Genomic DNA, 24,054 nt, shown 5'->3' with positions numbered 1-24,054 from the left:
TTCACGGCTTTCCTCCGGTGGCCAGCGCCTCGGGGCCCTGCTTCTCGACGGGCAGTTTGCGGGAGAACCAGCCCTCACCCTTGGGCACCGCCCGGCCGACCGAGGCCTTGGCGCGGCGTTCCAGCACCCGCATGATCCGGGTCATCACAAACGCGACCGCGAAATACAGGACGAGGATGATGCCGTAGATCTGGGCGCTCTGGCCCGTCGACAGCCGGGCGAGCTTGGCCTGGAAGGTGAGTTCGCCGATGGACAGCAGCGAGGCCAGCGCGGTGCCCTTGAGCAGTTCGATCAGCAGGTTGTTGAAGGGCGGCATCATCTCGGGAACGGCCTGCGGCAGTATCACCTTCCGCAGCCGCTGCCAGGGCGTGAAGCTCAGCGCGATGGCCGCCTCGCGCTGGGCGGGTGCCACCGCCTGGACGGCGCCGCGGACGATCTCGGAGCCGTACGCGCCGTACGACAGGCCCAGCGCCAGGGTGCCCGCCCAGATACCGACCAACTGCCAGCCCAGCAGCGGCAGCGCGAAGAACAGCCAGAACATCAGCACCAGGGCCGAGGTGCCGCGGAAGAACTCCACGTAGACCCCGGACAGGAAGCGGACGATCCAGAACCGGGAGGTGCGGGCCAGGCCGATGCCGAAGGCGACGGCCGCGGCCAGGGCGGCGCTGTAGACCATCAGCTGGATGGTGATCCACAGACCCTCGAAGAAGAGTTGCCACAGGGCGCCGGTCACTTCTTACAGAGCTCCTTCGCCGTGAGGTCGGTCTGGAACTCCTTGGTGAAGCCGTACGGCCGGGCGATGCGCAGGAGTTCGCCGCTCTTCTTCATCTTCTGCAGTTCGCGGTTGAAGGCGTCGCGCAGCTTGGTCTCGCCGATCCGGAAGCCGTATCCGCCGCCGTCGCGCTGGGGCTTGCCGTCGACCTCCGGCGTGAACGGTGCGGTCATCTCGACCTTGGGGTGGGCGCCGGTCTTCAGCGCCTCGATCATGGTCAGCGCGGTGCCGGCGAAGACGTCGATCCGGCCGGCCTCCAGGGCCTCCATCCCGGCGATCTGGTCGCCGTAGGTCTGGATGGTGCTCTTCTTGACGCCGTTGCCGACCGCGTAGTCGATCTCGGCATAACCGATACCCGAACCCATCCGGTAGTGCCCCTTGGCGATATCCGCATAGGTATGGATATTTTTCGGGTTTCCCTTGAGTACGAGGAAAGCGTCCTTGCTCTCGTAATCCGGGTCGGAGAAGAGAACGGCCGCACAGCGGGCCTTGTTGATGAACATTCCCGCGACGATCACGTCGTACTGGAAGGAGTGCAGCCCCGGGACCAGTGCGCCGAATTCGACCGGTACCGGCTCGAAATTCCTGATGCCCAGCCGCCGGAAGATCGTCTTGGCGACCGCGGGGGCCTCGCCGGTCAGCTCGCCCTTGTCGTTGATGGAGGCGTAGGGCGGCTCGCTGGCGATGCCCATGCGGACGGTGCCCTTTTTCCGCAGATCCTCCAGTTGGTGCCCGCCCCCGGTCGCCCCGGAGACATCCACCCGGGAGCAGCCCGTGCCCGCTCCCATCGCACCCGCCGCGCCGAGCGCCGCCACCCCCGCGAGCAGCGTTCGCCGCCGGATGCCTCCGGCCAATTTTCTCTTGATCATTTTGGTGTTCTCCTGTGGTGGAGCCATGGGCGCGCGGCTACCCGAACGCCTGGCATATATGCCGATCGTTTCCAGCCCTTGATAGAAGCGCCCCGGAGTTGTTCCGTACGCCGGTATTGCCCACCTACGATCGGGGCATGACCGATCGCTTCATCGAAGTCTCCCTGGACAAGCGCGGCGTGAGCTGCACGGCCAAGTTGCTCGACGACCGCGCGCCGATCACCTGCAATGCCGTATGGGACGCGCTCCCGCTGGGCGGCGACGTCTATCACGCCAAATACGCCCGCAACGAGATCTACGCCCTGCTCGCACCGTTCGCCCAGGAGGAGCCGCCGCTGGAGAATCCGACGATCACTCCGATCCCCGGCGACCTGTGCTACTTCACCTTCACCGACACCCAACTGGGTACGAAGTCCTACGGTTACGAGACCCAGGCCAAGCACCAGGGCCGCGCCACCGTTGTCGACCTTGCGCTGTTCTACGAGCGCAACAATCTGCTGATCAACGGTGACGCGGGCTGGGTGCCGGGCATCGTGTGGGGCAGTGTCGTCGACGGCCTGGACCGGATGGCCGACGCCTGCCAGGACCTGTGGCGGGCCGGAGCCCTGGGGGAGAGCCTCAACTTCCGGCGGGCCTAGGGTCTGTCGTCAGAGTCCCGTCTGCCTCGTCGTCCCGTCCTCCGCCCGCAGGCGGACGACGGGACGACGCGGTCGGCCCCTGAGGGCAGTGGTCAGCCCCTGGGGGCAGGAGGCGCGGGGATCGCCGCGGTCCCCGCTTCGTAGAGGGCGTGTGCGGCGCGCAGGACCAGCGCGTCCGCGTGCCGCGCGCCGACCAGCTGGACGCCGATCGGCATCCCGTCGCCGTCCACCCCGCAGGGCACCGTCGCGGCCGGCTGCTGGGTGAGGTTGAACGGGTAGGTGAACGGCGTCCAGCCCGTCCAACGGGTGTGGCCGGATCCGGGCGGTACCTCGACGCCCGCCTCGAAGGCGGTGAGCGGCTCCGTCGGGGTCACCAGCAGGTCGTAGGCGCTGTGGAAGCGTCCCATGGCCTGACCGAGCGCCATCCGCGTATCGACCGCGGCCAGATAGTCCAGTGCGCTGTAGCGGGCGCCCTGCTCGCAGATCTCCTGGAGTCCCGGGTCCAGCAGTGCCCGGTCCGCGTCGTCCAGATGCTGCACCACCCGGGCCGCGCCGCTGAACCACAGCGTGTGGAAGGCCTCCACGGGGTCCGCGATGCCCGGGTCGATCTCCTCGACGGACGCGCCGAGCCCGGCCAGCGTGTCGACGGCCCCCCGGACCGCCGCGGCGACCTCCGGGGCCACCGGTACGTCCCAGCCGAGCGAGGGGCTGTAGGCCACCCGCAGCCCGGAGACCGGACCCGCCAGCGCCTCCCGGAACGACCCGCCGGCCGGACCGAGCTGGGACCAGTCCCGCCAGTCCGCGCCGCAAATCACCTCCATCATCAGCGCCGCGTCCGCCGCGTCCCGGGTCATCGGCCCGACGTGCGCCAGCGTCCCGAACGGGCTCGCCGGATACAGCGGCACCCGCCCGTAGGTCGCTTTGAGGGCGAAGATCCCGCAGAACGACGCCGGGATACGGACCGAACCGCCGCCGTCGGTACCCAGGCTCAGCGGCCCGGCGCCCAGCGCCACCGCCGCCGCACTGCCGCCGCTGGAGCCGCCCGCGGTGCGCCCCGGGTCGTACGGATTGCCCGTCACCCCGTGCCGCGGACTGTCGGTGACGCCTTTCCAGCCGAACTCCGGGGTGGTCGTCTTGCCGACGAACACCGCCCCGGACTCCCGCAGCCGGGCGACCGACGGGGCGTCCTCCTCCCACGGCCCCTCGGCCCGCACCGTCCGCGAACCGCGCAGCGTCGGCACGCCCCGGGTGAGGATCAGGTCCTTGACGGTGACGGGCACCCCGTCCACCGGCCCGGCAGGCGTACCGGCCCGCCAGCGTTCCTCCGCTTCCTTGGCGGACGACAGCGCCTCGTCCGCGTCGATCCGGGTGAAGCAGTTCGTCGCGGCCTGGGCGGCCTCGGCGCGCTCCAGCACCGCCCGGGCCGCCTCGACGGGAGAGAACTCGCCGGCCGCGTACCCGGCCGCCAGGCGGGTGGCGGTGAGGTCGGCGAGGTGGGTCGGTTCGGTGGTCATGCGTCCTCCGAGCGTTGGCCGCCCCGGGCGGGACGGTGGCGGGGGCGAGGTGGCGCGCCCGGTCCGGCAGCGGGCGCCGTCACCGCACCGGTACGTACCCGAGCCGCTTGTCGACGAGGTTGTGCAGCGGCTTGCCGGCCGACCACTGGTCGAAGTTGTCCTGGAACTGCTCGGCGAGGGCGTCCCGCCAGCCCAGGGTGTCGCCGCTCATATGGGGCGAGACGATCAGATGCGGGACGTCCCACAGCGGGCTGTTCTCCGGCAGCGGCTCCTGCTCGAAGACGTCCAGCGCCGCCGCCGCGATCCGCCATTCGCGCAGCGCCGCGACCAGGGCGTCCTCGACGACCAGCTGGCCGCGCCCGATGTTGATGAACCGGGCCCGCGGCGGCATCCGGGAGAACGCCGCCTTGTCGAACAGGCCGCGGGTGGCCTCGGTCAGGGGCGCCGCGCAGACCACCCAATCCGCCTGGGGCAGGAGGCCGTTCAGCGCGTCACTCGCATGGACGAGGCCGAATTCCGGGTCGTCCCTGCGCTCCCGGCGGCCGACCAGATCGACCTTGACACCCAGTGCCAGGAGAGTGGTGCCGATGGCCCGGCCGATCGGCCCGGAGCCCACCACCACCGCCCGGCTGCCGCCCAGGCGCAGGGTCTCGCGGTGCTGCCAGCGCCGCTGCCGCTGCAGCTCCCAACTTCCGTAGAAGTCCTTGGCCATGGCGATCACCAGCCCGGCCACATACTCGGCGATCGGCTGCTCGAAGACCCCCCGGGCGTTGGTCACCAGGGTGTCGTCGGCGATCAGCGCCGGGCACAGCAGCTGGTCCACCCCCGCGCTCGCGGTGTGCACCCACCGGGGCCTGGGGCCCTTCTCCGGCCAGGCTCTGCGGATCGCGTCGGAGGTGAAATCCCACGCCAACAGCACGTCGGCGGTGGGGAGTCGGTCGGCGAGGGAGTCCTCATCGGTGAAGATCACCCGAGCCCGGCCGGTGAGCCGGTCGAGCTTCGGCGGCGGGTCGGAACCGAGGACGAGGACGGTGCTTTCGGACATGGGCCAGAAACCGTTCTGAAACGTGAGCCTCTTTCCATGGAAAGGGGCGCCGACAGATGCCTGGGATGCGAGGATTGACCACGCTAAGAAGTCGTATCTACCGTGTCAACAACGGCTCTGTTCCGACGTCCCGGCTTGATCCGGCTGCACCTCATCCCCGGCCACTGGCCTGGCCATCCCAGCCCTTCGTTTTTGTTCTAGGGGCCTTCATGGACGTCTCTTTTCTGGGTGGCCCACAGCCGCAGCTCGGCGTGGGCGTCGTCGCTCCCTTCGACTTCGCTCTCGACAGAGAGCTGTGGCGCTGGGTCCCCGACGACGTGTCCCTCCACCTCACCCGCACCCCTTTTGTGCCCGTCGAGGTCAGCCTCGATCTGGCCCGTCTGGTCAGTGAGCACGAAACGCTGCACGCCGCCGTCCAGGCGCTGTGCGCGGTATCACCGCAGGTCATCTCCTATGCCTGCACGTCCGGCAGCTTTGTCGCCGGGGTGGCGGGCGAGCGGGCCATGTGCGCCGCCATGGCCCAGGCGGGGGAGGTTCCCTCCCTCACGACATCGGGCGCACTGATCGAAGCGCTGCGCGAGATCGGCGCACGGCGCATCGCCGTGGTCACGCCCTATACGAAATCGGTCACCGACTCCCTGGAGGACTACCTCGGCGAAGCAGGCATCACGGTCACCGGCCGCGCCTACCTCGGGCTGACCCGGCACATCTGGAAGGTGCCGTACCGCGACGTCGTCGACATGGCCCGCGCGGCCGTCGTCGGCTCCGCCGATGCCCTCTTCATCAGCTGTACGAATCTGCCGACCTACGACGTCATCCCGCAGCTGGAGGCCGAGCTGCGGATGCCGGTGCTGTCCGCCAATCAGGTCACGATGTGGGCCGCGCTGCGTGCCATCGGCGTCCAGGCGGTCGGCCCGTACCAGGCGCTGCTCGATCCGGTGGCGCGCCGAGGCCCGGCCGCGATGACCGGATCGGAGCCGGCCGGACCGGGCGAGGCTCTGACGGGGGCGACCCCCGAGGCCGCCTTCGCCGGATCCGCCGCGGTACCGGACGGGGAGGCCCTCGACGGTCTGGAACCCCCGCCCTATCCGCCCGAGGACACGGGAGGTCTGCCCCCGGTGTGAGGCGGGTCCGTGCCTGTCCGCACACCACGGATGCTGCCGGTGTGGTCCCACCCGCCGGCAGCGCCCCTTCCGCACCCGGCACCACCCGCGTTCACGGACGCACCCGCGTTCACGAACGCCCCTGCACCCGCAGCCGTACACGCAAGGGAGAACTGCATGGCATCGGTCGGTTTCCTCTACCCCGGCTACTCCGCGGAGGATGACTACCCCAGGCTCGAATCGCTCTTGGGCGGCGTGGTCCGTCTGCCCCTCGTGCACACCGACATCGGCGAGGACGCCCACCGGGTCGACGCGCTGCTGGAGATGGGCTCCGCCGGGCGGCTGGCGGCCGGTGTCGACGAGCTCAAGGAGCGCGGCGCCGAGGCGGTCGTCTGGGCCTGTACGAGCGCCAGCTTCGTCTTCGGCTGGGAGGGCGCCCATGAACAGGTCCGGGAGCTGTCCGTCACCGCCGGCCTGCCCGCCTCCAGTACCTCCTTCGCCTTCGCCCATGCCATCCAGGCGCTCGGGGCCCGGCGGGTGGCGATCGCCGCCACCTACCCCGACGACGTGGCCGAGCGCTTCCACGCGTTCTTGAAGTCCGCCGGTACGGAGGTCGTCTCGACCCGCGGGAGCGGCATCATCACCGCCGCCGAGGTCGGCACCTGGGGCAGCGAGGAGGTGCTGGCGCTCGCCCGGGCGGGTGACCATCCCGACGCCGAGGTGGTGCTGCTGCCGGACACCGCACTGCACACCGCCGAACATCTGCCGGCCCTCGAAGCGGAGCTGCGCAAGCCGGTGCTCACCGCCAATCAGGTGACGGTCTGGGAAGGGCTGCGGCTGCTCGACCGCACGATGTCCTGCCCGGTGCTGGGCACCCTCTTCTCGCGGACGGCACACGTCTAGGAGACGCCCCCGGTCCGCCACTCCGGTCGGACCCGGGCCTGGCGATCCGGCCCGGTGATCCGGCCCGGCGACGAACCGGGAATCCGGCCCGGCGATCTGACCCGGGAATAAGTGGAGAACGTCTCCGGTTGTCCTCCTCGCAGACCACCGACGCGAGGAGGACCCGCACCGTGAGCGGCGAGAAGGACAAGGCCCGGGGCAGCGACGAGGCGATCCGCGACAGCGGCGACGGGATACGGGGCGCCGCTCAGGGCACCGCTCCGGTTCCCCTGTCGGTGCTCGACCTGGTGACGGTCGGCGCCGGCCACACCGCGTCCGACGCGGTCCGTACGGCCGTCGGCATCGCCCGGACGGCCGAACGCCGCGGCTTTCACCGCTACTGGGTCGCCGAGCACCACTCCATGCCCGGCGTAGCCTCCTCCTCGCCCGCGGTGCTGCTCGCCCACCTCGCCGCCCACACCGAGCGCATCCGCCTCGGCTCCGGCGGTGTGATGCTCCCCAACCACGCACCGCTGGTGATCGCCGAGCAGTTCGGCACCCTGGAGGCGATGGCCCCCGGCCGTGTCGACCTGGGCCTGGGGCGTGCCCCGGGCACCGACGGAGCCACTGCCGCGGCGCTGCGCAGGACGGACCGGCTGCATGAAGGGGCGGACGACTTCCCCCAGCAGCTGGCCGAGTTGACCCGCTTCCTCGACGACTCCTTCCCCGACGGCCACCCTTACGCCAGGATTCACGCGGTCCCCGGCCCGGTGCAGGCCACCTCGCCCGGCGGCGTGCAGTCCCGGCACCGGCCGCCCCTGTGGCTGCTGGGCTCCTCCGGGTTCAGCGCGCGGCTCGCCGGCTCCCTCGGACTGCCGTTCGCCTTCGCGCACCACTTCTCCGCGGCCAACACCCTCCCCGCCCTGGACCTCTACCGCGCGTCCTTCCGCCCCTCCGAGGTGCTGTCCGAGCCGTATGCCCTGATCGGGGTCGCGGCGCTGGCCGCAGAGGAGGAGCGGGAGGCCCGCCGCCAGGTGCTGACCGGCGCGCTGTCCATGGTCCGGCTGCGCAGCGGCCGCCCCGGCCTGGTCCCGAGCCCCGAGGAGGCCGAGGCGTACGGCTTCAGCGACATGGAGCGGGACTTCGCCGACAACTGGCTCGGCAATGTCATCCACGGCACCCCGGACGCCGTCCGCCAGGGCCTGGACGATCTCGCCAAGCGCACCGGCGCCGACGAACTGATGATCACCGCCAACGCCCACGGCGGCCCGGCCCGGCTGCGCTCGTACGAGCTGATTGCGGACGCGTACGGATTGCCGGCGTAGCGCGTCGTGCGCGGGGGCTGCGGCCGGTGGTGATTCCGCCGGACCCGCGCCGCGGGGGCTGCGCGCCGTCGCGGCGGGATTCTCTTTCCGGTGCGGACGGAACTTTGTTCCGCCCGCACCGGTGAGTCCGGGGCGCCCGCGCCGGCTGGTCCGGGCGCTGCCCGCGCCGGCGCGCTGTTCCGCGTGCCGCGGTACTCAGGCCCCCGTGTGGCGGCCCGCGTCGAGCAGGGCCTCGACCCGGTCGGGGGCCACGGGGCGGGAGTAGAGCCAGCCCTGCCCGGTGTCGCAGCCGATCCGGCGCAGCCGCTCGGCCTGCTCGGTGCTCTCCACGCACTCGGCGGTGACCGTGAGGCCGAGCCGGTGCGCCAGCGCCACCAGCGCCTCCACGATCATCTCGTCCGCCGGGTTCGGGTGCTCCTGCGAGCGGAAGCCGCGGACGAAGGAGCCGTCCAGCTTCAGCACGGACACCGGGAGACGGCTGAGGTAGGCGAGGTTGGAGTAGCCGGTGCCGAAGTCGTCGATGGCGATCCGTACGCCCATGTCGCTGAGCGCCTGGAGGGCCTGCAGCGGCCGCCCGGCCGAGCCCATCACCGCCGACTCGGTCAGCTCCAGCTGCAGCAGCTGCGGCGGCAGCCCGGTCTCGGCGAGGATCCCGGCGACATCGGCGACCAGGTCGGAGTCCCACACCTGACGTACGGCCACATTGACGCTGACGAACAGCGGCTGGCCGGGGTGCGCCAGCTGCCAGGCCCGCGCCTGGTGGCAGGCCCGCTCCAGGACCCAGCGGCCCAGCTCGACGATCGCGCCGTTCTCCTCCGCCAGGGCGATGAACCGATTCGGCGACAGCGTCCCGAACTGCGGGTGCCGCCAGCGCACCAGCGCCTCCACCCCCTGCGCCCGGCCGTCGTCCAGCCCGACCAGTGGCTGGTACTCCAGGGTGAATTCGCCGCGGTCGACGGCCGGCCGCAGGGTGCTGGAGAGCGCCTGCCGGGTCATCCGGTGGGCGTTGCGTTCCGGGTCGAAGAGCGTCCAGCGGGCCTTGCCGTCCTCCTTGGCCCAGTACAGCGTGGTGTCCGCGGCCTGCATCAGGCAGGTCGCGGTGGTACCGGTGGCGGTCCGCTCCACGACGCCGATGCTCGCCGACACCGACAGCCGCTGCCCGGCCAGGTCGAACGGCCGCTGCAGCGCGTCCAGGACGGACTGGGCCAGCTCGGCCAGCTGGTCGGTGCCGGTGGAATCCTCCACCAAAAGAGCGAACTCGTCACCCCCCAGTCGCGCGACGAGATGCCCCGTCCGGCCCGGCCCGCGGTCCGCCGCGCTCTCCGCGCAGCGCGTCAGCCGCTGGGCCACCGCACTCAGCAGCCGGTCGCCGACGCGGTGCCCGAGGGTGTCGTTGACGGCCTTGAAACCGTCCAGGTCGAGGTAGCACAGCCCGATCCGGCCGGTACCGGCCGGGGCGAAGGAGGCGGTCTCCAGCGCGGCGGAAAGCCGCTCGAAGAACAGCGCCCGGTTGGGCAGCCGGGTCACCGGATCGTGCATCTGCAGATGCCGCAGCCGGGCCAGCAGATCGTGCCGGTCGCTGATGTCCGCCGCCGACAGCAGCATCCGCTCCTCGCCGCTGAGCGGTTCCGGCGTCAGCGGCTCGACGGTGACCTCCACCCAGACGGAGTGCCCCTCGGGGTGCTTGAGGCGCCGGGTGCAGCGCAGCCGGTCGCTGCGGCCGCACAGCACCTCGCGGTAGGCGGTCCACACCAGCGGGTCGGCGCCGAGGTCGGTGAGGTCCGCCGCGGTGGCGGCGACCAGCTCGGCCGGGTCGGCGCCGACCAGTTCCCCGAAGGCGGAGTTGGCGGCGAGGACCAGGCCGTCGCGGTTGAGGACGGCCATCGCCAGCCGCGCGGCGTGGAAGGTGGCGCGGTAGTCGCCGAGGGAGGCCGCGGCGTCGTCGCAGCGGCCGGCCGGGGCGCGCCGGGCCTCGGCGGATGCATTGGTCGTACCATTACGCTCCGTCACTGAGGGAAGCGTCGCTCCGGGCGTGCGGCCCGGACTGTCGGGGTGTCCGCTCACTGCTCGCTCCCGCATGGCGCTGTCTCGTGATGGAGGGGGGATCTCGCGCTGGAAAGTGTGGCGATCATAGAGGCTGGCGCCACGGCCGATCCAGCGACGCAGCCGTGATCATCCGCTCGCATGACGGATCTTCAGCCATTTCTGCCCGGGTCTGTTCGTACCGAATGCCCCATTGGCTGTTTGTGACTTTCCGTTACGAAGCAATGAAGGCGCGCCGGTCACTCTTCCGGGTCCGCAAAACAGGACGAATAGCATTAAATCGCCACAGGGTAGATGAGGTCTCCGAATCCGTCCCTGGAGGTAGATGTGCCGCGCGCCCGGACACCCGACGGGGTGGATCGCCGCCGTCTGCGGCGCGTCGCGGCCGTCGCCACCTCTCTGAGCGCGCTCATCGCGACCTCCATCGTCGCCGGACCCGCCACCGCCTCCGAGGCCGCCCTCTCCTGCGCCCTGGGGCGCACCGACGCACACCACTCCGAGGGCCTGGACACCTGGAACGGCGCCTACCCGCGCCCGGACCGTCCGCTCAACGCCGTCATGATCTTCCTGTCCTTCCCGGACGCCCGGCCGTCCGCCTCCCCGCAGGAGCTCTCCCGCGCCTACTTCCCCGCCACCTCCGGCTTCTTCGACCGCGCCTCCTACGGAAAGTTCCGGCTGCGTCCGCACATCCAGCGCCACTGGGTCCGGATGCCCCGCCCCTCCGTCTCCTACGGAATACGGCGCGACTGGGATGCCGGCCGGCGCTCGGACTATCTGCGCGACGCGGTCGCCGCCGCCGACCCGTCCATCGACTTCGGCCGCTATGACGTGGTCTATTTCGTCGCCGACCCGGACGCCCCCGGCGTCGACTCGGACGCCACCAAGGTCGTCAACCTCCAACAGCCGATGCGCGCCGACGACCGCGATCTGCGCCGGTTCGTCACCGTCTTCGAACAGAGCCCGCCCGATCGCAATGTCCTCGCGCACGAAACCGGACACGTCTTCGACCTGCCGGACCTCTATCACCGGCCGCAGAGCGGCAAGGGTGACTGGGACACCTATGTCGGTGACTGGGACCTCATGGGCAGCCAGTTCGGTCTGGCGCCCGACCCCTTCGCCTGGCACAAGTGGAAGCTGGGCTGGATCGCCGACAGCCAGGTCGACTGCGTCGATCTGACCAGCCCCGCCCCGCACTCGCTGCGCACCCTGTCCGCCCCCGCGGAGCCCCGGTCCCAGCGCCGGCCGCGGCTCCTGGTGGTCCGTACGGGGCCCGACAGCGCACTGGCCATCGAGGCACGCGGTGCCCTGGGCAACGACCGCTCCCTGTGCACCGAAGGCGTCCTGGTCTACCGCGTGCGGAGCGAGACCCCTTCCGGATCGGGCCCCGTGCAGGTCCTCGACGGGCACCCGGGCACCTCGGCCTGCGGGGGCACCTCCGTCTACCCGCCGCTCGCCGACGCGCCCCTGGGCGTGGGGGAGAGCATGGACGACGCCCGGGACGGCGTACGCATCCAGGTCGCGGGACGGACGACCGACGGGGACTGGGCGGTCAAGGTCGGGCGCGGCTGACGCCCGCCGGCGGACCGGGGCGAGGCGTACGGCCGGCGGGGAGCGATCCGGGCAGGCAACGACGAAGGCCCCCACCGGAGTGGAGGCCTTCGACTGTCTGTGCGCCGCCAGGGACTCGAACCCCGGACCCGCTGATTAAGAGTCAGCTGCTCTAACCAACTGAGCTAGCGGCGCCTGCTGACGGGGAAAACATTAGCATCATGGCCAGGGAGGACAAAAATCGGTTTGTCTCAGCCCGCGGTCAGCGCCGAAACGCGGTGCTGAGCTGTGGTTTCCCGCCCGGGACCGGCCGGCGAGCGGGCGGCGCGCACACAGGCCCACAGCAGTACGTCCGGACCGGGCAGCCAGGGGTTGCGGACGTCCGGCGCCACCAGCCAGCGGGAGACGGACGGGGCGGCCACGTCCTCGGCCGCCGGGAGCACCGGGTAGGCGGTGGCGTCGGCGGGCACGTCCCCGGCGGCCGTCCGGCGGGGGTGCAGGGGCGGGACGGTCACCGCATCGCCGCTGCCGTGGCACAGCAGCGGGGGAACGGCGGCGGCCCACTCCTCCCAGACGAGCAGCGCCGGCAGCCGCTGGGCCGTCCCCGGGGCGGCGAACAGCAGGATGCGGCCGCGGTGTGCCGCCACCGGCCCCGATCCGGGGCCGTCGGACCATAACCGGTCGACCATGTGCCGCCCGAAGAGCGCCGGGGCGTTGATCACGTCGAAGGCGGTGCCGCACGGCAGTGCGCTGGGGGCGGCCGGGCGGGTGGCCCACAGGGTGTGCATCTCGTCCGGGCGGGGGCTGGCGGAGGCGAGCCAGTCGGCGCCCGCGAGGGTGACGTACGCCGCGGTGGGAAAGGCCAGGGTGCGGGGGGTCTCAGGCAGCCAGTCGGTCATGGGGGACAGGTCTACCGATGCGGCGTCCGCGCACTGAGCTGATTGGTGGAAAACGGGACGGGACGCCGCGGGAGCCGGTATCTTGCGCCCTTTGCATATGCCAGCGGCTCATGATCATGGACCATGAGCCGTGGGGGCGGGCGGCGCGGAAGCGGTTTTTGAAGCGGTCGGCGGGCCGGGGCGCTCAGTCCGTCTCGCCCGGCAGGGTGCTGCCGCTGCGCATCAGGCTGCGGCCGAACTCGATCATTTTCTGCGCGTAGTCCTCGGTCCACTCCGCCTGCTCGGCGAGGGTGGCCAGCGGCATCCGGTCGAACCTGCTGGGGTCGGCGAGCTGGGCGGCGGCCAGCGCCTGGAACTCCGTGGCGCGGTCGGCCGCGGCGCGGAAGGCGAGAGCCAGCTCCGTGGCGCGGCCGAGCAGCTCGCGCGGGTCCTCCATCGACTCCAGGCCGAAGAAGTGCTCGGGGTCGGTGACGGCCTCGGGCGGCTCGAAGAGCAGCTGCGCGGGCTTCATCCGCCGTGGTCCCGGCGCCGTACCACGCGGGTCGGGAGCCGGTCGCGGCTCGGACATGTACCTACCTCCAGATCGTGTGCCGCATTCCATTGTCCCGCCCCGCGCAAGGGGGCAGGCGCGGGTGTCCGCCGCCTCCGTTCCACGGGCCGGTGAGAGGACGGGGACTCGACACCTCTCGGCCCGCCCACGCCTCCTGACGTCACGCCGAAGACGTCACGCCTCCTAAGGACGCCACGCCACCCGGTGTTCCGCCAGGTGGGCGAGGACGGCATGGTTGGCCTCCCAGCCGTCCGGGAACTTGACCGTGACGCCGAGGCGGACCGGCTCCGTCGAGGGGTGCTCGTCCAGCAGGTCGGCGACGCCCGCCCGGCAGACCACGATGCAGGCGTGGCGGTGGCGGGAGGCGAGCACACACAGCCGGCCGGTCTCCAGATGGAACGCGGTGGCGTCGGGGCGGCCGGAGAGCGGGTGCAGGACGACCGTGACATCGAACTCGCGGCCCTGGAGACGGTTGGCGGTGTCCACCGCGACCCCCGAAACCCCCAGCTCGGCGAGCGCGGCGCGGACGGCCGCCGCCTGGTCGCGATGGGCCGTGCCGACCGCGATACGGTCCGCCGTGAGCGGCACCGGGACGGCCGCCCCGCCGTCCGGATCCCGCCGGGCCTCGCTGGTCGCGGCGCCCCCGCGGTCCAGGAGCCGGCGCACGACCTGCGCCACCGCGCGGACCGCCTCCGGGTCCGTACGCGGCGTACGGCGGGCGGGGAGTTCCAGCAGGCCCCAGCCGGACTCGGCGGCCTCGTCCAGGACCCGGTCCACCCCCGAGCCGTCGCCCGGCACCCCGAACGCCAGCCGGCGGTCGCCGTGTCCGGTGCCGCTGCGGAACGGGGTGTACGGGTAGAACGCGGCGGAGACCAGCGGCGCGGCCGAGGCGGGCAGCCGCCAGGAGACCGGCAGCCGGTGCTGCGGCAGATCGGGGTTGTGGGCCAGGAGGGTGGACACCGCGCTCGCGGACGGGTCGTACGCCAGCCCCGCCCACTGCTCCGCGCCCACCACGCTGAACGGGTCGAGCTGGCCCGGGTCGCCGACGAACAGCGCCCGCTCGAAGAGCCCGGCGACGCTCAGCAGCGCGTCGGAACGCATCTGGTAGGCCTCGTCCACGATGGCGTGCCGCCAGGGCTCGTCGACCTTGGTGTACGCCCACTTCGCGGCCGTGGACACGACGATGTCCATCCCGGCCAGATCGGCGGCCTTCGCGGACGTACGGACCGCGGGCAACTCGGCCAGCGCCGGGTCGAACGCGCCGGGCTCGCTGCTGTGCAGCCGGCCGACCGGCAGCTCGGGGTCCTTCTCGGCGAGCCGCAGCACGAGGTCGTCGACCTGGGCGTTGGTCTGCGCGACCACCATCAGCGGGCGTCCGGCGGCGGCCAGTTCGCGGGCCGCCCGCACCACGAGGGTGGACTTGCCGGCGCCGGGCGGGGAGTCGACGACCACACCGCGCCGGGAGCCGTGCAGCGTGTCGTGCAGGATCGCGTCGGTCGCCGCGGCGGCCGCGGCGGCCGGATCGAAGCTCTTGGCCGCGGGAACGGGGGCGGGTGCGGATGCCGGGGAGTCCTGAGGGGCCGTCATACGGCAATGCTCTCCGGGGCGGCCGGGTGCCGGGCGCGGTTCACAGGAAGTCCTCCGTGGTCACGGGGTCGGGGGTGGCGTACGGCGCCTGCGCGGGGCCGGTGGGGCCGTTGAGACCGGGCGGGGGGCCGCCGTGGGTCCACGGGGTGTCCTCGGGGTCCGGGAGCTCCGGGCCGCTGCGCGGGGCGTGTTCGAACAGCGTCCAGCACACCGGTGCGTCCGGCTCCGGCACCGAACCGGGCTCGGGGGTCTTCCCGCGCCCCATCCCGCCCGTCAGCCGCACCACCAGGGCGCCCGGCTCCCCGGGCACCGGCGCGACGAACTCGGCGGTCTGTGTCTTGCCGTCCGCCAGGGGGCGGTAGAGCTTGCTGCCCCCGGACAGCTGCGGGCGGTCGGCCGTCCGCAGCGTGACCAGCGGGCGCGGCATCGGCCGCTTGCCCTCCGAGAAGGCCATCTCGACGGCGGTGACCGTGCCCTGGAACGCCTCGCCGGCCAGCCGCCGCCCCGCCATCACCAGCGGATCGTCCAGGGCTTCCTGGGCGTCCAGCTGGGCCTGGGCCGTCTCCCGTGCGGACAGCTTCTGCGCGGCGGTGACCGCGTCGTCCTGACGGGGCTGCGGGGGCTCCCCGGCGCGCACCCGGTCGCGGTGCGCCGTGTACGACCAGCGGTCGCGCTTCCAGCGGTCGGCGACCCGGGCGCCCTCGGGGAGCGCCCGCAGCAGGTCGAGACCGTGCCAGACGGCGTCCCAGGCCGGCCGCAACTGCCCCTCTACCAGGGCGCGGAGCGCGTCCTCCGCGCCCGGCAGCCCGGCGTCGTAACGGGCCATCGCGGGGGCCAGCAGCCGGTTGTCGAACGCCGGGTCGGTGGCCGGGCCGGCCGGCGGGCACAGCAGCTGCCCCGCCGCGTCGCGCGCCGACTCCGCACGCTCGGCCGCCTCCTGGCCCGACATCCCCGGCGGCGGGTCGATCCAGGACAGCAGCGCGCCCAGGTGCTGGTCCTCCAGCACGCTCTGGCCGGTGGCCCAGTGGCGGGTCAGCAGGCCCGTCATGGACAGCAGCAGGCTCGCGCCCGGGACCCGCGCCCGCTCGCCGAAGTGGGTCAGCCAGCGGCCCAGCAGCGGGACGTGCGGCGGCGCGGGGTACGGCGCCTCCGGCTCCTGCTCGGCCGTGCGCCGGAACCGCATCGAGCGCCCGAGCAGCCGGACGAACTCGATCCCCGCGGCGCTCGGCACGATCAACTGCGGTGCGTCCGCACACAGTTCGACCTGCACCGGGACCTTCTTGCCGGTCTCCGGGTCGGTCTCCTTGCGCTCCTCCCACCCGATGGCGTCCGCGTAGCCGTCCACATACGGCAGCACCGTCTCCGCCAGCTCGGCGAGGAACGCGAACCGCAGATCGCGGTCGCGGGGCTGCGGAACGGCCAGCAGCACCGGCTTCTCGCGGTCCGTGCCGACCAGCGCGCCCAGCGGGGCGCCGGCCTCGCCCGCGGTCGTCAACGGGACGAAGACCAAAGGGCGCTCGGACAGATGGCGGTGCAGGGCCGTGCAGCGCGGCCGCGCCCGGCCCTCGGCGACCGCCTCCATCCGGGCCAGCGTCTCGATCAGTGACATCCCGGCTCCTCCGTCCGCGGCGTTGGCACGGCGGCACCGGCCAGCGCCTCGGCGCGCAGCGCGGCGGCCCGGCGCAGCGCCAGCACGGCCGGGTCCTCCTCCGCCGGGGCCTCCTCGCCCGCGCCCGCGGGGTCCGCCTCGCCCGGGTCCGCGGGGTCCGCTCCGCCCGGGCGGGCCGCCGTCAGCACCTCCTGGATGGTGCGCAGGCCGCCCAACTCGCCCCGTACGCCACGCCCCAGGGCCTCCACCGCGCCCTCCTGGCGGGCGCGCGTACGGCAGTGGAAGGCCAGCTCGCAGGCGGCCAGGCACTCGGGGGCGTAGGCCGCGCCGACCGCCTCGACGGCCTCGGACAGCTCCTCGGGCGGGCGGGTCGCCGTCTTCCCGTCGTCCGCGAGCCGCAGGTCGAAGGTGGTCCGTGCGGGCAGGGCGGCGGCGATCTCCTCGACCCGGGTCAGGCGGGCCAGCTGGCGCCGGGTGGTGGCCAGTTGTCTGCGGACGTCGACGGCGGCGGCCGTGGGGAGGTTGGAGAAGTCCTTCGGGCACACCAGCAGCACCCGGTCGCGGACGTGGACCGTGCGGCCGGTGCGCGCGCCGGCGTGCCGGGCCACCGGTTCCAGGGCCAGGACGTACACCGCCGCCTGCCGCGCCGCGGCGCCCACCTTGGCGGCGTCCGCCGAACCGTCGATCATCGGGAAGGACTTGATCTCCACGACTGTCCAGCTGCCGTCCGGATGCACCACCACCGCGTCCGGCTCCACATAGGCGGGCGAGCCGGCCACCTCGACGGCCAGCATCGGGTGGTCGAGCAGCGCCCAGCCGCCGGCCGCGGTCGCGTCGCGCAGCGCCAGCGCCGTACGCGCCGCCCGGCCCGCGGGCCCGGCCGCCGACAGATCCGGGGTGGCGACCTCTTCGGGCACGGGCGCCGGGGTGCCGGGCGCCAGCCGCTCGTGGACCAGCCGCAGCAGTTCCGTGCCGCCGTCGGCCTTCACCCGGGCCTCGAAGGCATTGCCGCGGACGAGGGCGAACTGGGACTGGCCGTACGCCGCGGGCGAGCCCAGCGCCCGGGCCAGCGCGCCCTTGTCGATGCCCGCGCCGTCCAGCAGCGCACGGCGGTGGCAGCCGGGGTTGGCGGCCAGCGCGGCCAGTGCGCGGGCGTCGAGGGGGCGGGGGTGTACGCCGGGGCCGCGCAGCTCGGTGAGCCTGGCCCGGCCCACGCGGGGAGCTGCCTCCGGCGGCGGGCTCGGTGCCGCCGTCGGCGGCTCGGCCGAGGGCGCGGCCGGCGCGGGGCGGCTGTCGCGGAAAACGTTCACCCGCGGAAGTCTCGCATCCGGCACTGACATGCGGGGTGACCGCCTACGAACCGGTTGTCGGTGGAGGCTGGTTCTCGGCGGCGGCCGTACGTTGTACGGCGGGGTTGTTCCGGCGGGTTCCCGGCGGGCTCCCGATGTGCTCCCGGGGAGTCCGGGGCGGACCTCGGACGGACCTCGGGCGGACCTCGGACGGCTCCGGGCAGACCTCGGCAGGCCCTGGAGGTCTCGGTCCGCGCCCGTTGGACGGCGCTCCCGACCGGATGCCACTCCCGGGCCGGACGGCACTCCCGCACTCCCGCCCGGACCGTACTCCCCGCCGGGAACAGCCCCCCGCCGCCGGTCAGCGGCAGGGCGGCCGCCCCGGCCGGGGACAAATCGACCCGATGCGCGATGATGGAAAGCCCGCGGTCAACGCCGCCCGCACCGAGAACGACCAGCCGGGAAACCGGCGAGAGGTACGACCATGGCACCGCGCATTTTCCTGGCCAGGCACGGGCAGACCGAGTGGTCCCTGTCCGGCAGGCACACCGGCCGTACGGACGTCCCGCTGCTGGACGAGGGCCGGCGCGGCGCCAAGCTGCTGGGCGAGCGGCTGCACCGCACCCCCTGGGACGGCCTGCCGGGCGTCGAGGTCCGCACCAGCCCCCTGGTGCGCGCCAAGGAGACCTGCGAGCTGGCCGGTTTCGGCGACCGGGCCCAGCCGTGGGACGCGCTGATGGAGTTCGACTACGGCGCCTACGAGGGCCTGACGCCGGCCGAGATCAAGTCGGGGCGGCCGGACTGGCTCATCTGGCGCGACGGTGTGCCGGAGGGCGAAACGCTCGCCGGCGTCGCCGCGCGGGCGGACGAGGTCGTCGACTGGGCGCGTTCGGCCGACCGCGAGGTGCTGGTCTTCGCGCACGGCCACATCCTGCGCGCCCTGGGCGCCCGCTGGCTGGGCCTGGACATCTCCTTCGCCGCCCGGATCCGGCTGGAGCCGACCTCCCTGTCGGTACTCGGCTGGGCCTACGGCGAACCGGCGATCGAGCGCTGGAACGACACCGGGCACCTGGGCTGAAGAGGGCGGCGGCACCGGGCATCTGGGCTGAGGAAGGCGGCAGTACCGGGCACCTGGGCCGAGGAGGGTGGCGGCACCGGCACCTCAGTTGAGGTGGGTGGCGGTACCGGGCACCTCGGCTGAGGTGGGCAGCGGCCGTCCCTCTGGGCGCTTCCGCCGTACCCCTGCGTGCTTCCCCCGCCCCCTCCCCCTTCGGGGGAGGGGGCGGGGGTGGGTTCGGGGGTGGGGGGAGGGGGGAGGGGGCGGGGGGAGAGCCGCACCGCCGGCCGCCGTCAGCAGCCGGCGCCCGCGCTCCCCGCGCTCCCCGCGCTCCCCGCGCTCCCCGCGCTCCCGCGCGCCCCGCGGGGTCAGCGGAGTCAGTGCCCCGCGGGCCCCACGCCCCCCGTCGCGTCCTGCCCCGTCGCGTCCTCCCCCGATGCGGCCGATGCCGCGTGCCGCTCCAGGAAGCTCGCGACCGCGCCGCAGTCGCGGTGCGCCCACAGCGTCCGGGCCGTGCCGTCGAGCATGGCTCGGATACGGGCCGAGCGGACCTGTTCCAGCAGCGCCAGCACCCGGACGCCGGCCGCGGCGGCCTCCTCGGGCTGCCCGCTGTCCGCGAGATCACCCGCGAGCTCCGCGGTGAACAGGGCGATATTGCGGGTGAAGTGGGGGTCCTGCAGGGTCACCGCCCGGCGCGCATGCTCCACCGCGCGCCCCGCCTCACCCAAAGCCGACCAGCACTGCGCCTCCAGCCCCGCCAGTTCGGCCTCGCCGTAGAACGACATCCACTCCGGGTCGCCGTCCCGCGGCCCGCTCGCGAAGTGCCGCTCCGCCCGGGCCAGCGCCTGCTCGCAGCCGGATCGGTCCGCCAGCACCGCCCAGCCGCCCGCCTCACGCAGCGCCAGCAGCGACAGCAGCCGCGGCGAGGCCAGATGCCGGGCGGCCTGCTGGGCGGCCTGGGCGGCACGCACCGCCTCGCGCGGACGGCCGGCATCGCGGGCCAGAAAGGCCGTATTGCAGAAGGCGTGGGCCTCCAGGGCCGCATCGCCGCAGACCCGGGCGGTGGCCAGCGCCTCCGCGTAGTGCGATCTCGCGTCGCCGAAGCGGCCCGAGTCATGCGCCAACCAGCCGACGGTGATGGCGAGTTCACCCGCCCCCGCATGCAGCCGGTCGGACACCGATCTGCGCCGGACGTCCGCGTCCAGCAACTCGTAGGCGGCGCGCAGCGGCTGGGTGGCGCGGCGGTAGATGCCCTCCGCGCCCTGCCGGTCGTCCAGCAGCCGGATCTGCCGGACCGCCTCCTCGACGGCGGTGGCCTCGGCGGCACCGGCGCGGCCGGCCGCGGCACGCGGGCCCGGCACATGGGCGGATGCGGTGGCGGCAGCGGCCTCGATGGGGTGCAGTGCGGCAAAGCCCAGGGCTGCCGCCGGGCCGCCGGTGATGAACGCGCGACGCAGCACGTCGCTCTCCTCGTGGATCTGGATACAGGTATCGCGGTGGTCGGGGTCGGTTGCCAGGGGCGCGGCGTCGGCCGCCGCGGTACGCGCCCCCCGTCCGCGTACCGCCTCGCGCGGCGCGAAGCCCATGTCGGGCAGCGTGAGGCCGGGGAACATGTGCCGGAACACCCGCTCGTAGGCGTAGTTCGGACACCGGATCTCCCCGGACTCGACGCGGCCCACATAGCGGGCGTCGCACGAGACCTGTTCACCGATCTCACGGGCGGACCGTCGGACCGCCGCCGCGAACTCGCCTGGTGACAGCCGGCCGCGCAGCTGTCGGAAAGCGAGGTTCGGACGGGCGGGTACGGTGCGGGACGACGCTGAACTTGCTGGTGGCGACGCCATGGCGGACCCTCTCCGTGCCCTCTCCGTGCCATCAGGTGACGATGCCGCCTCCTGGCGGTGCGGCGGGTTGACCGTACCGGCTGTGATGGCTCCGATACGCAGAGTTTGGCCACAAATCGGATATCTCGCGCGCGATCTGCCATGAACTGCCATCCTTTGCAGCGTTACGCCGCCGTAGCTGTTGACACGCCTGACCGTTGAAGTCGGTGTAAAGGGTCTGGTGTGTGCAGGAGGAGGGGTTCTCCGTGTGGGAGACCGGCGTGAGCAGGGGCGGCAACGGGTCCGCGGGCCAGGCCGTCGCAGACGGGGCACCGGCCGTACCGGCGCAGGCGTGCGACCTCGTGACGGTGCCCGCCCGGCAGGGGCTGGAGGCCGTGGACATCCTCCGGCTGCGGGAGGGTGTCGGCCCGGTCCTGCACGACGGGGTCTGCGACACCCTCGGCTTCCTGGTGCCCGCGGGTACCGCGGCGGGCTGGGACGTGCCGGGCAGCGCGTGTACCCAGACCTCCGGGAGGGGTATCGCGCTGGGTGCGCTGTGCGGGGAAGGTGTCCCGGCGCACCCGCCGGTGACCGACAGCGGGTGGCTGGTGTCCCCGGAGGGTGCGGGCACCGCGGCCACCGACCCGGCCGTGCTGCGTGCGGCACTCGGTGAAGCGGCCCGCACCATCGAGGCCGTCGACCGCTGTCAGTGAGGCCGGCCGCAGGGCGGGCGCGTCTTACGTCCCCTGCGCGGCCGGTGCGCTGTCCCTCGCCGGGCGGGGGATGGTGGTGGCGCCGCGCCGGTCGCCGAGCCGGCGCTGTACGCCGCGCAGCAGCCGCGTCGCGGTGAATCCCGCGCCGTGGACGAAGCGCATCGACGGGCCGAACGACGGGGCGGTCAGCAGCCCGGCGAAGAACAGCCCGGGCCAGGACGACTCGAAGCAGGAGCTGAGTTCGGGTGCTCGGCTGCCGCCCACCGTCCGCAGCGTGATGCGCACCGGGGGGACGAGCAGCCGCAGCCGCCCGAGGTCGGGGTGGAATCCGGTGGCCGCCACCACGTGCTGGGTGTCCAGGGTCTCGGTGCCGCCCTCCGTATGGGTGAGGTGGAGCCGCACCCCGTCGTCGAGAGGGGCCGCCGCCCGGATCCGGTGGCCCAGCAAGGTGGGTACCGCCTGCTCGAAGCGCTCCCGCAGCCACCAGGCGCCGGCCGGGCCCGGCGCGGTCTCGGCGATCCGTACCCGGGTCGCGGCGGGCAGCCGGCGCACCGCCCAGGGGGCCTGTGACCACAGCCGGTTCGGCCAGCCGGTGCCCAGCGCGGAGTGCGGGTCGCGCAGCGCGCGCAGCCGGCCGCGCTCCAGCGGCTGCGGCGGGGAGCTCCAGCGCAGCCGGTCGGCGCGGGCCACGAGGCGGGGCCGGGCGCCCTGTTCGGCGAGCAGGGCCGCGGTCTCCAGCGCGGACTGGCCGGCGCCGATCACGGTGACGTCCTGACCGGAGAAGCGGCGCAGGTCGCCGTGGTCGCTGCTGTGCGAGGCGAGGTGCGGGGGGAGTTCGAGCAGCGGCCAGGGGCGGTTGACGAAGGGCATCACACCGACGGCGAGCGCAACGGTCCGGGCCGCGATCCGCTCGCCAGTGTCCGTGTCGACGTGGAAGCCGTCGCCGTCCGGTCGTACGGAGGTGACGGTGACCTCCTCGGTCTGCGGTACCGCCTGTTCGCCGAACCATCTGCCGTACGCGGTGAAGGTGCCGAGCGGCAGCGGGACGCCGTGCTCGGTGGTCAGGTCGTGGGCGGCGCCGTAGGCCGCCAGGGTGTGGCGGCCGTCCGGGTCGGAGAGCGGGGAGGCCCAGGGCTCGGAGGTGAGGAACATGCCGTCGGGCATGTGGTCGCGCCAAGTGGCCATCGGCCGGCCCAGGACCCGCAGCCGCAGCCCGGCCGCCGCCGCATGCGCGGCGATCGAGAGTCCGTAGGGGCCGGCGCCCACCACCACGAGGTCGTACATGGAAGCTGCCTGCTCTTTCTCTTCGTGCGGTACGGACGGAAGCGACCGCGGGGGCGGGGCGGGCGCACCGCCGGGCGGAGGGGGGTGCCCGCCCCGGACTGCCTACCTGTTCGAGAGCGGGGTCGGGGCGGGTGACCGGGAAGGATCCGGCAGCGAGACGGCCGCCGCGGACCGCGCCGCCGAGCGGCCCTGCGGCGGAGGCACCGCCGCGGGGCTCCGGCGGCGGGCCGGGGCGGCGGCCAGCGCCTCCTCGTAGACGGACATCAGGGCCTCGGCGCTGCGGCCGATGTCATAGCGCCGCACCACCGGCGGGACGGGCAGCCGGCCCGGTCCGTGGCGTCGCAGCTCGCGCAGTGCGGTGGCCAGTTCATGGACCCCGAGGCTGAAGTGGCGGGCGCCGGGGGCCTGGTCGGCGGGCAGTTCGTCGACGGCCGGGCAGCTGCCGTAGAGCACATGCAGCCCGGAGCCGAGCGCTTCCAGGACGGCCAGGCCGAACGCCTCGTCCGGGGAGGGGGAGACGAAGACGTCGATGGCCGAGAGCAGGCCGGGGATGTCGGGGCCGTCGGCTCCCTGGGGGTGGGGTGCCTGTCTGCAGGTTCCCTGTCCGTGGGTTCCTTGTCCGAGGGCTCCCCGCGGGCCGGCTCCCCAGACGGCGGTTTCCCGCCCGCTGAACGCGGCGTCGACCGCTCCGTCGCGCTCGCCCAGCAGATGGATCCGGTCGCCCGAGCCGAACTGCTCCGCCATCTTGCGCAGCATCTCCCGCTCCGGCCCCGCGCCGGCCAACAGCAGGTGGACGCCCGGTAGTTGGGTCACCGCCCGGACCAGCACGTCGAACCGCTTGCCGGGCACCAGCCGGCCGGCCCCGCCGACCACGAACGCGTCCAGCGGCAGCCCCAGCCGGGTGCGGACCAGGGCCCGGGCAGCCGGATCGAACGCAAAACGGTGCGCCTCGATGCCGCCCGGCACCACATGGATCCGCTGCTCCGGTACGCCCCAGCGGCGCAGCCGGGCGGCGACGGTGTCCGAGACGGCGACCGTCGCCGTCCCCAGCCGTTCGGTGGCCCGGTAGAGCGTACGGACGCCCCGGGTCAGCCGGCGGCCCTCGATGACCGCGTCGCCCAGCGAGTGCTCGGTGGCCACCACGGCTCGTACGCCGGCCATCCGGGCGGCGATCCGGCCGTAGACGCAGGCCCGGTAGAGGTGGGTGTGCACCAGGTCGTAGCCGCCCTCGCGGATCAGTCCGGTGAGGCGGGGGAGCGCGGTCAGGTCCCGGTTGCCCGTCATTCCGAGGTGGGTGACGGGCGTGCCGTCGGCCTCGATGCCCTCGGCGACCGGGCCCGGACGGGTCAGGGTGACGACCTCGCAGTGCGCGGGCAGCCGGCGCAGCAGCAACCGCAGCTGCTGCTCGGCGCCGCCCACGTCGAGGCCCGTAATGACGTGCAGAACCTTCACCGGATGCCTCCTGGGGTAGCGGCCGGGGTGGTGGTCTCGTAGGGGGCGGCGC

General features: G+C 73.4%; 20 protein-coding genes and 1 tRNA gene. 7 read left to right on the top strand and 14 right to left on the bottom strand.

Annotated elements, in window-relative coordinates; genetic code table 11:
- Nucleotide 1: 1 nt before the first annotated feature.
- Nucleotides 2-733: an ectoine/hydroxyectoine ABC transporter permease subunit EhuC gene (gene ehuC, locus ABR737_RS17540; protein WP_350251105.1), complete on the bottom strand. Its 732-nt coding sequence runs from the start codon at nucleotides 731-733 to the stop codon at nucleotides 2-4.
- Nucleotides 730-1,668: an ectoine/hydroxyectoine ABC transporter substrate-binding protein EhuB gene (gene ehuB / locus ABR737_RS17535; RefSeq protein WP_502964334.1), complete on the bottom strand. Its 939-nt coding sequence runs from the start codon at nucleotides 1,666-1,668 to the stop codon at nucleotides 730-732. Before ehuB ends, ehuC begins: the two co-directional genes overlap by 4 nt.
- A 110-nt stretch (nucleotides 1,669-1,778) precedes the next feature.
- Here ehuB and ABR737_RS17530 point away from each other — a divergent pair, with 110 nt between their 5' ends.
- Nucleotides 1,779-2,279, top strand: a complete 501-nt coding sequence (locus ABR737_RS17530) for a DUF3830 family protein (protein ID WP_350251103.1) — start codon at nucleotides 1,779-1,781, stop codon at nucleotides 2,277-2,279.
- A 92-nt stretch (nucleotides 2,280-2,371) separates the two neighbouring features.
- Here the strand turns inward: ABR737_RS17530 and ABR737_RS17525 are convergent, their stop codons facing one another.
- Both ABR737_RS17525 and ABR737_RS17520 read right to left on the bottom strand, forming a co-directional pair.
- Entirely contained in the window at nucleotides 2,372-3,793 is a 1,422-nt protein-coding gene (locus ABR737_RS17525; protein WP_350251102.1) for an amidase, read from the bottom strand.
- Nucleotides 3,794-3,872: 79 nt separating this feature from the next.
- Nucleotides 3,873-4,838, bottom strand: a complete 966-nt coding sequence (locus ABR737_RS17520; RefSeq protein ID WP_350251101.1) for a D-2-hydroxyacid dehydrogenase — start codon at nucleotides 4,836-4,838, stop codon at nucleotides 3,873-3,875.
- Nucleotides 4,839-5,047: 209 nt separating this feature from the next.
- Here ABR737_RS17520 and ABR737_RS17515 point away from each other — a divergent pair, with 209 nt between their 5' ends.
- The 3 genes from ABR737_RS17515 to ABR737_RS17505 all read left to right on the top strand — a co-directional run bounded on the left by ABR737_RS17515 (nucleotide 5,048) and on the right by ABR737_RS17505 (nucleotide 8,148).
- The gene (locus ABR737_RS17515; RefSeq protein WP_350251100.1) at nucleotides 5,048-5,962 is read left to right on the top strand and encodes a maleate cis-trans isomerase family protein; all 915 of its coding nucleotides are present in this window, start codon (nucleotides 5,048-5,050) and stop codon (nucleotides 5,960-5,962) included.
- 156 nt (nucleotides 5,963-6,118) lie between these two features.
- Nucleotides 6,119-6,844, top strand: a complete 726-nt coding sequence (locus ABR737_RS17510) for a maleate cis-trans isomerase family protein (protein WP_350251099.1) — start codon at nucleotides 6,119-6,121, stop codon at nucleotides 6,842-6,844.
- Between the two features lie 170 nt (nucleotides 6,845-7,014).
- Complete coding sequence (locus ABR737_RS17505; RefSeq protein ID WP_350251098.1) at nucleotides 7,015-8,148, top strand: LLM class flavin-dependent oxidoreductase; 1,134 nt, start codon at nucleotides 7,015-7,017, stop codon at nucleotides 8,146-8,148.
- A 195-nt stretch (nucleotides 8,149-8,343) separates the two neighbouring features.
- Here the strand turns inward: ABR737_RS17505 and ABR737_RS17500 are convergent, their stop codons facing one another.
- On the bottom strand, nucleotides 8,344-10,158 hold the full coding sequence (locus ABR737_RS17500; protein ID WP_350251097.1) for a putative bifunctional diguanylate cyclase/phosphodiesterase: 1,815 nt from the start codon (nucleotides 10,156-10,158) through the stop codon (nucleotides 8,344-8,346).
- Nucleotides 10,159-10,518: 360 nt separating this feature from the next.
- Here ABR737_RS17500 and ABR737_RS17495 point away from each other — a divergent pair, with 360 nt between their 5' ends.
- Nucleotides 10,519-11,760 (top strand): M6 family metalloprotease domain-containing protein, encoded by a 1,242-nt coding sequence (locus ABR737_RS17495; protein WP_350256817.1) that lies wholly within the window; start codon nucleotides 10,519-10,521, stop codon nucleotides 11,758-11,760.
- Between the two features lie 100 nt (nucleotides 11,761-11,860).
- On the opposite strand, the gene ABR737_RS17490 is transcribed toward ABR737_RS17495, so the two are convergent.
- The 6 genes from ABR737_RS17490 to ABR737_RS17465 all read right to left on the bottom strand — a co-directional run bounded on the left by ABR737_RS17490 (nucleotide 11,861) and on the right by ABR737_RS17465 (nucleotide 17,724).
- Nucleotides 11,861-11,934: transfer RNA gene (locus tag ABR737_RS17490), tRNA-Lys, on the bottom strand.
- 56 nt (nucleotides 11,935-11,990) lie between these two features.
- Nucleotides 11,991-12,638: a bifunctional DNA primase/polymerase gene (locus ABR737_RS17485; RefSeq protein WP_350251096.1), complete on the bottom strand. Its 648-nt coding sequence runs from the start codon at nucleotides 12,636-12,638 to the stop codon at nucleotides 11,991-11,993.
- 184 nt (nucleotides 12,639-12,822) lie between these two features.
- On the bottom strand, nucleotides 12,823-13,206 hold the full coding sequence (locus ABR737_RS17480; protein WP_350251095.1) for a DUF8844 domain-containing protein: 384 nt from the start codon (nucleotides 13,204-13,206) through the stop codon (nucleotides 12,823-12,825).
- Nucleotides 13,207-13,371: 165 nt separating this feature from the next.
- On the bottom strand, nucleotides 13,372-14,775 hold the full coding sequence (locus ABR737_RS17475; protein ID WP_350251094.1) for an AAA domain-containing protein: 1,404 nt from the start codon (nucleotides 14,773-14,775) through the stop codon (nucleotides 13,372-13,374).
- Nucleotides 14,776-14,815: 40 nt separating this feature from the next.
- Complete coding sequence (locus ABR737_RS17470; RefSeq protein WP_350251093.1) at nucleotides 14,816-16,384, bottom strand: hypothetical protein; 1,569 nt, start codon at nucleotides 16,382-16,384, stop codon at nucleotides 14,816-14,818.
- Nucleotides 16,375-17,724 (bottom strand): hypothetical protein, encoded by a 1,350-nt coding sequence (locus tag ABR737_RS17465; protein ID WP_502964333.1) that lies wholly within the window; start codon nucleotides 17,722-17,724, stop codon nucleotides 16,375-16,377. Before ABR737_RS17465 ends, ABR737_RS17470 begins: the two co-directional genes overlap by 10 nt.
- 433 nt (nucleotides 17,725-18,157) lie before the next feature.
- On the opposite strand from ABR737_RS17465, the gene ABR737_RS17460 reads away from it, so the two are divergent.
- Nucleotides 18,158-18,751 (top strand): histidine phosphatase family protein, encoded by a 594-nt coding sequence (locus ABR737_RS17460; protein ID WP_350251092.1) that lies wholly within the window; start codon nucleotides 18,158-18,160, stop codon nucleotides 18,749-18,751.
- A gap of 356 nt (nucleotides 18,752-19,107) precedes the next feature.
- On the opposite strand, the gene ABR737_RS17455 is transcribed toward ABR737_RS17460, so the two are convergent.
- Complete coding sequence (locus ABR737_RS17455; protein WP_350251091.1) at nucleotides 19,108-20,574, bottom strand: NsdA family TPR-like regulatory protein; 1,467 nt, start codon at nucleotides 20,572-20,574, stop codon at nucleotides 19,108-19,110.
- A 224-nt stretch (nucleotides 20,575-20,798) separates the two neighbouring features.
- On the opposite strand from ABR737_RS17455, the gene ABR737_RS17450 reads away from it, so the two are divergent.
- Entirely contained in the window at nucleotides 20,799-21,266 is a 468-nt protein-coding gene (locus ABR737_RS17450; RefSeq protein ID WP_350251090.1) for a hypothetical protein, read from the top strand.
- A 24-nt stretch (nucleotides 21,267-21,290) separates the two neighbouring features.
- Here ABR737_RS17450 and ABR737_RS17445 read toward each other — a convergent pair whose 3' ends face one another.
- Complete coding sequence (locus ABR737_RS17445; protein ID WP_350251089.1) at nucleotides 21,291-22,550, bottom strand: NAD(P)-binding domain-containing protein; 1,260 nt, start codon at nucleotides 22,548-22,550, stop codon at nucleotides 21,291-21,293.
- Nucleotides 22,551-22,652: 102 nt separating this feature from the next.
- A complete protein-coding gene (locus ABR737_RS17440) occupies nucleotides 22,653-24,002 on the bottom strand; it encodes a glycosyltransferase (RefSeq protein WP_350251088.1) in 1,350 nt (449 codons plus the stop codon).
- Nucleotides 24,003-24,054 lie beyond the last annotated feature (52 nt).

The sequence above is a fragment of the Streptomyces sp. Edi2 genome (genome assembly GCF_040253635.1).
Classification (GTDB): domain Bacteria; phylum Actinomycetota; class Actinomycetes; order Streptomycetales; family Streptomycetaceae; genus Streptomyces.
The sequence above is the reverse complement of the archived record's forward strand: the minus strand, read 5'-3'. Positions and strand labels throughout refer to the sequence as shown.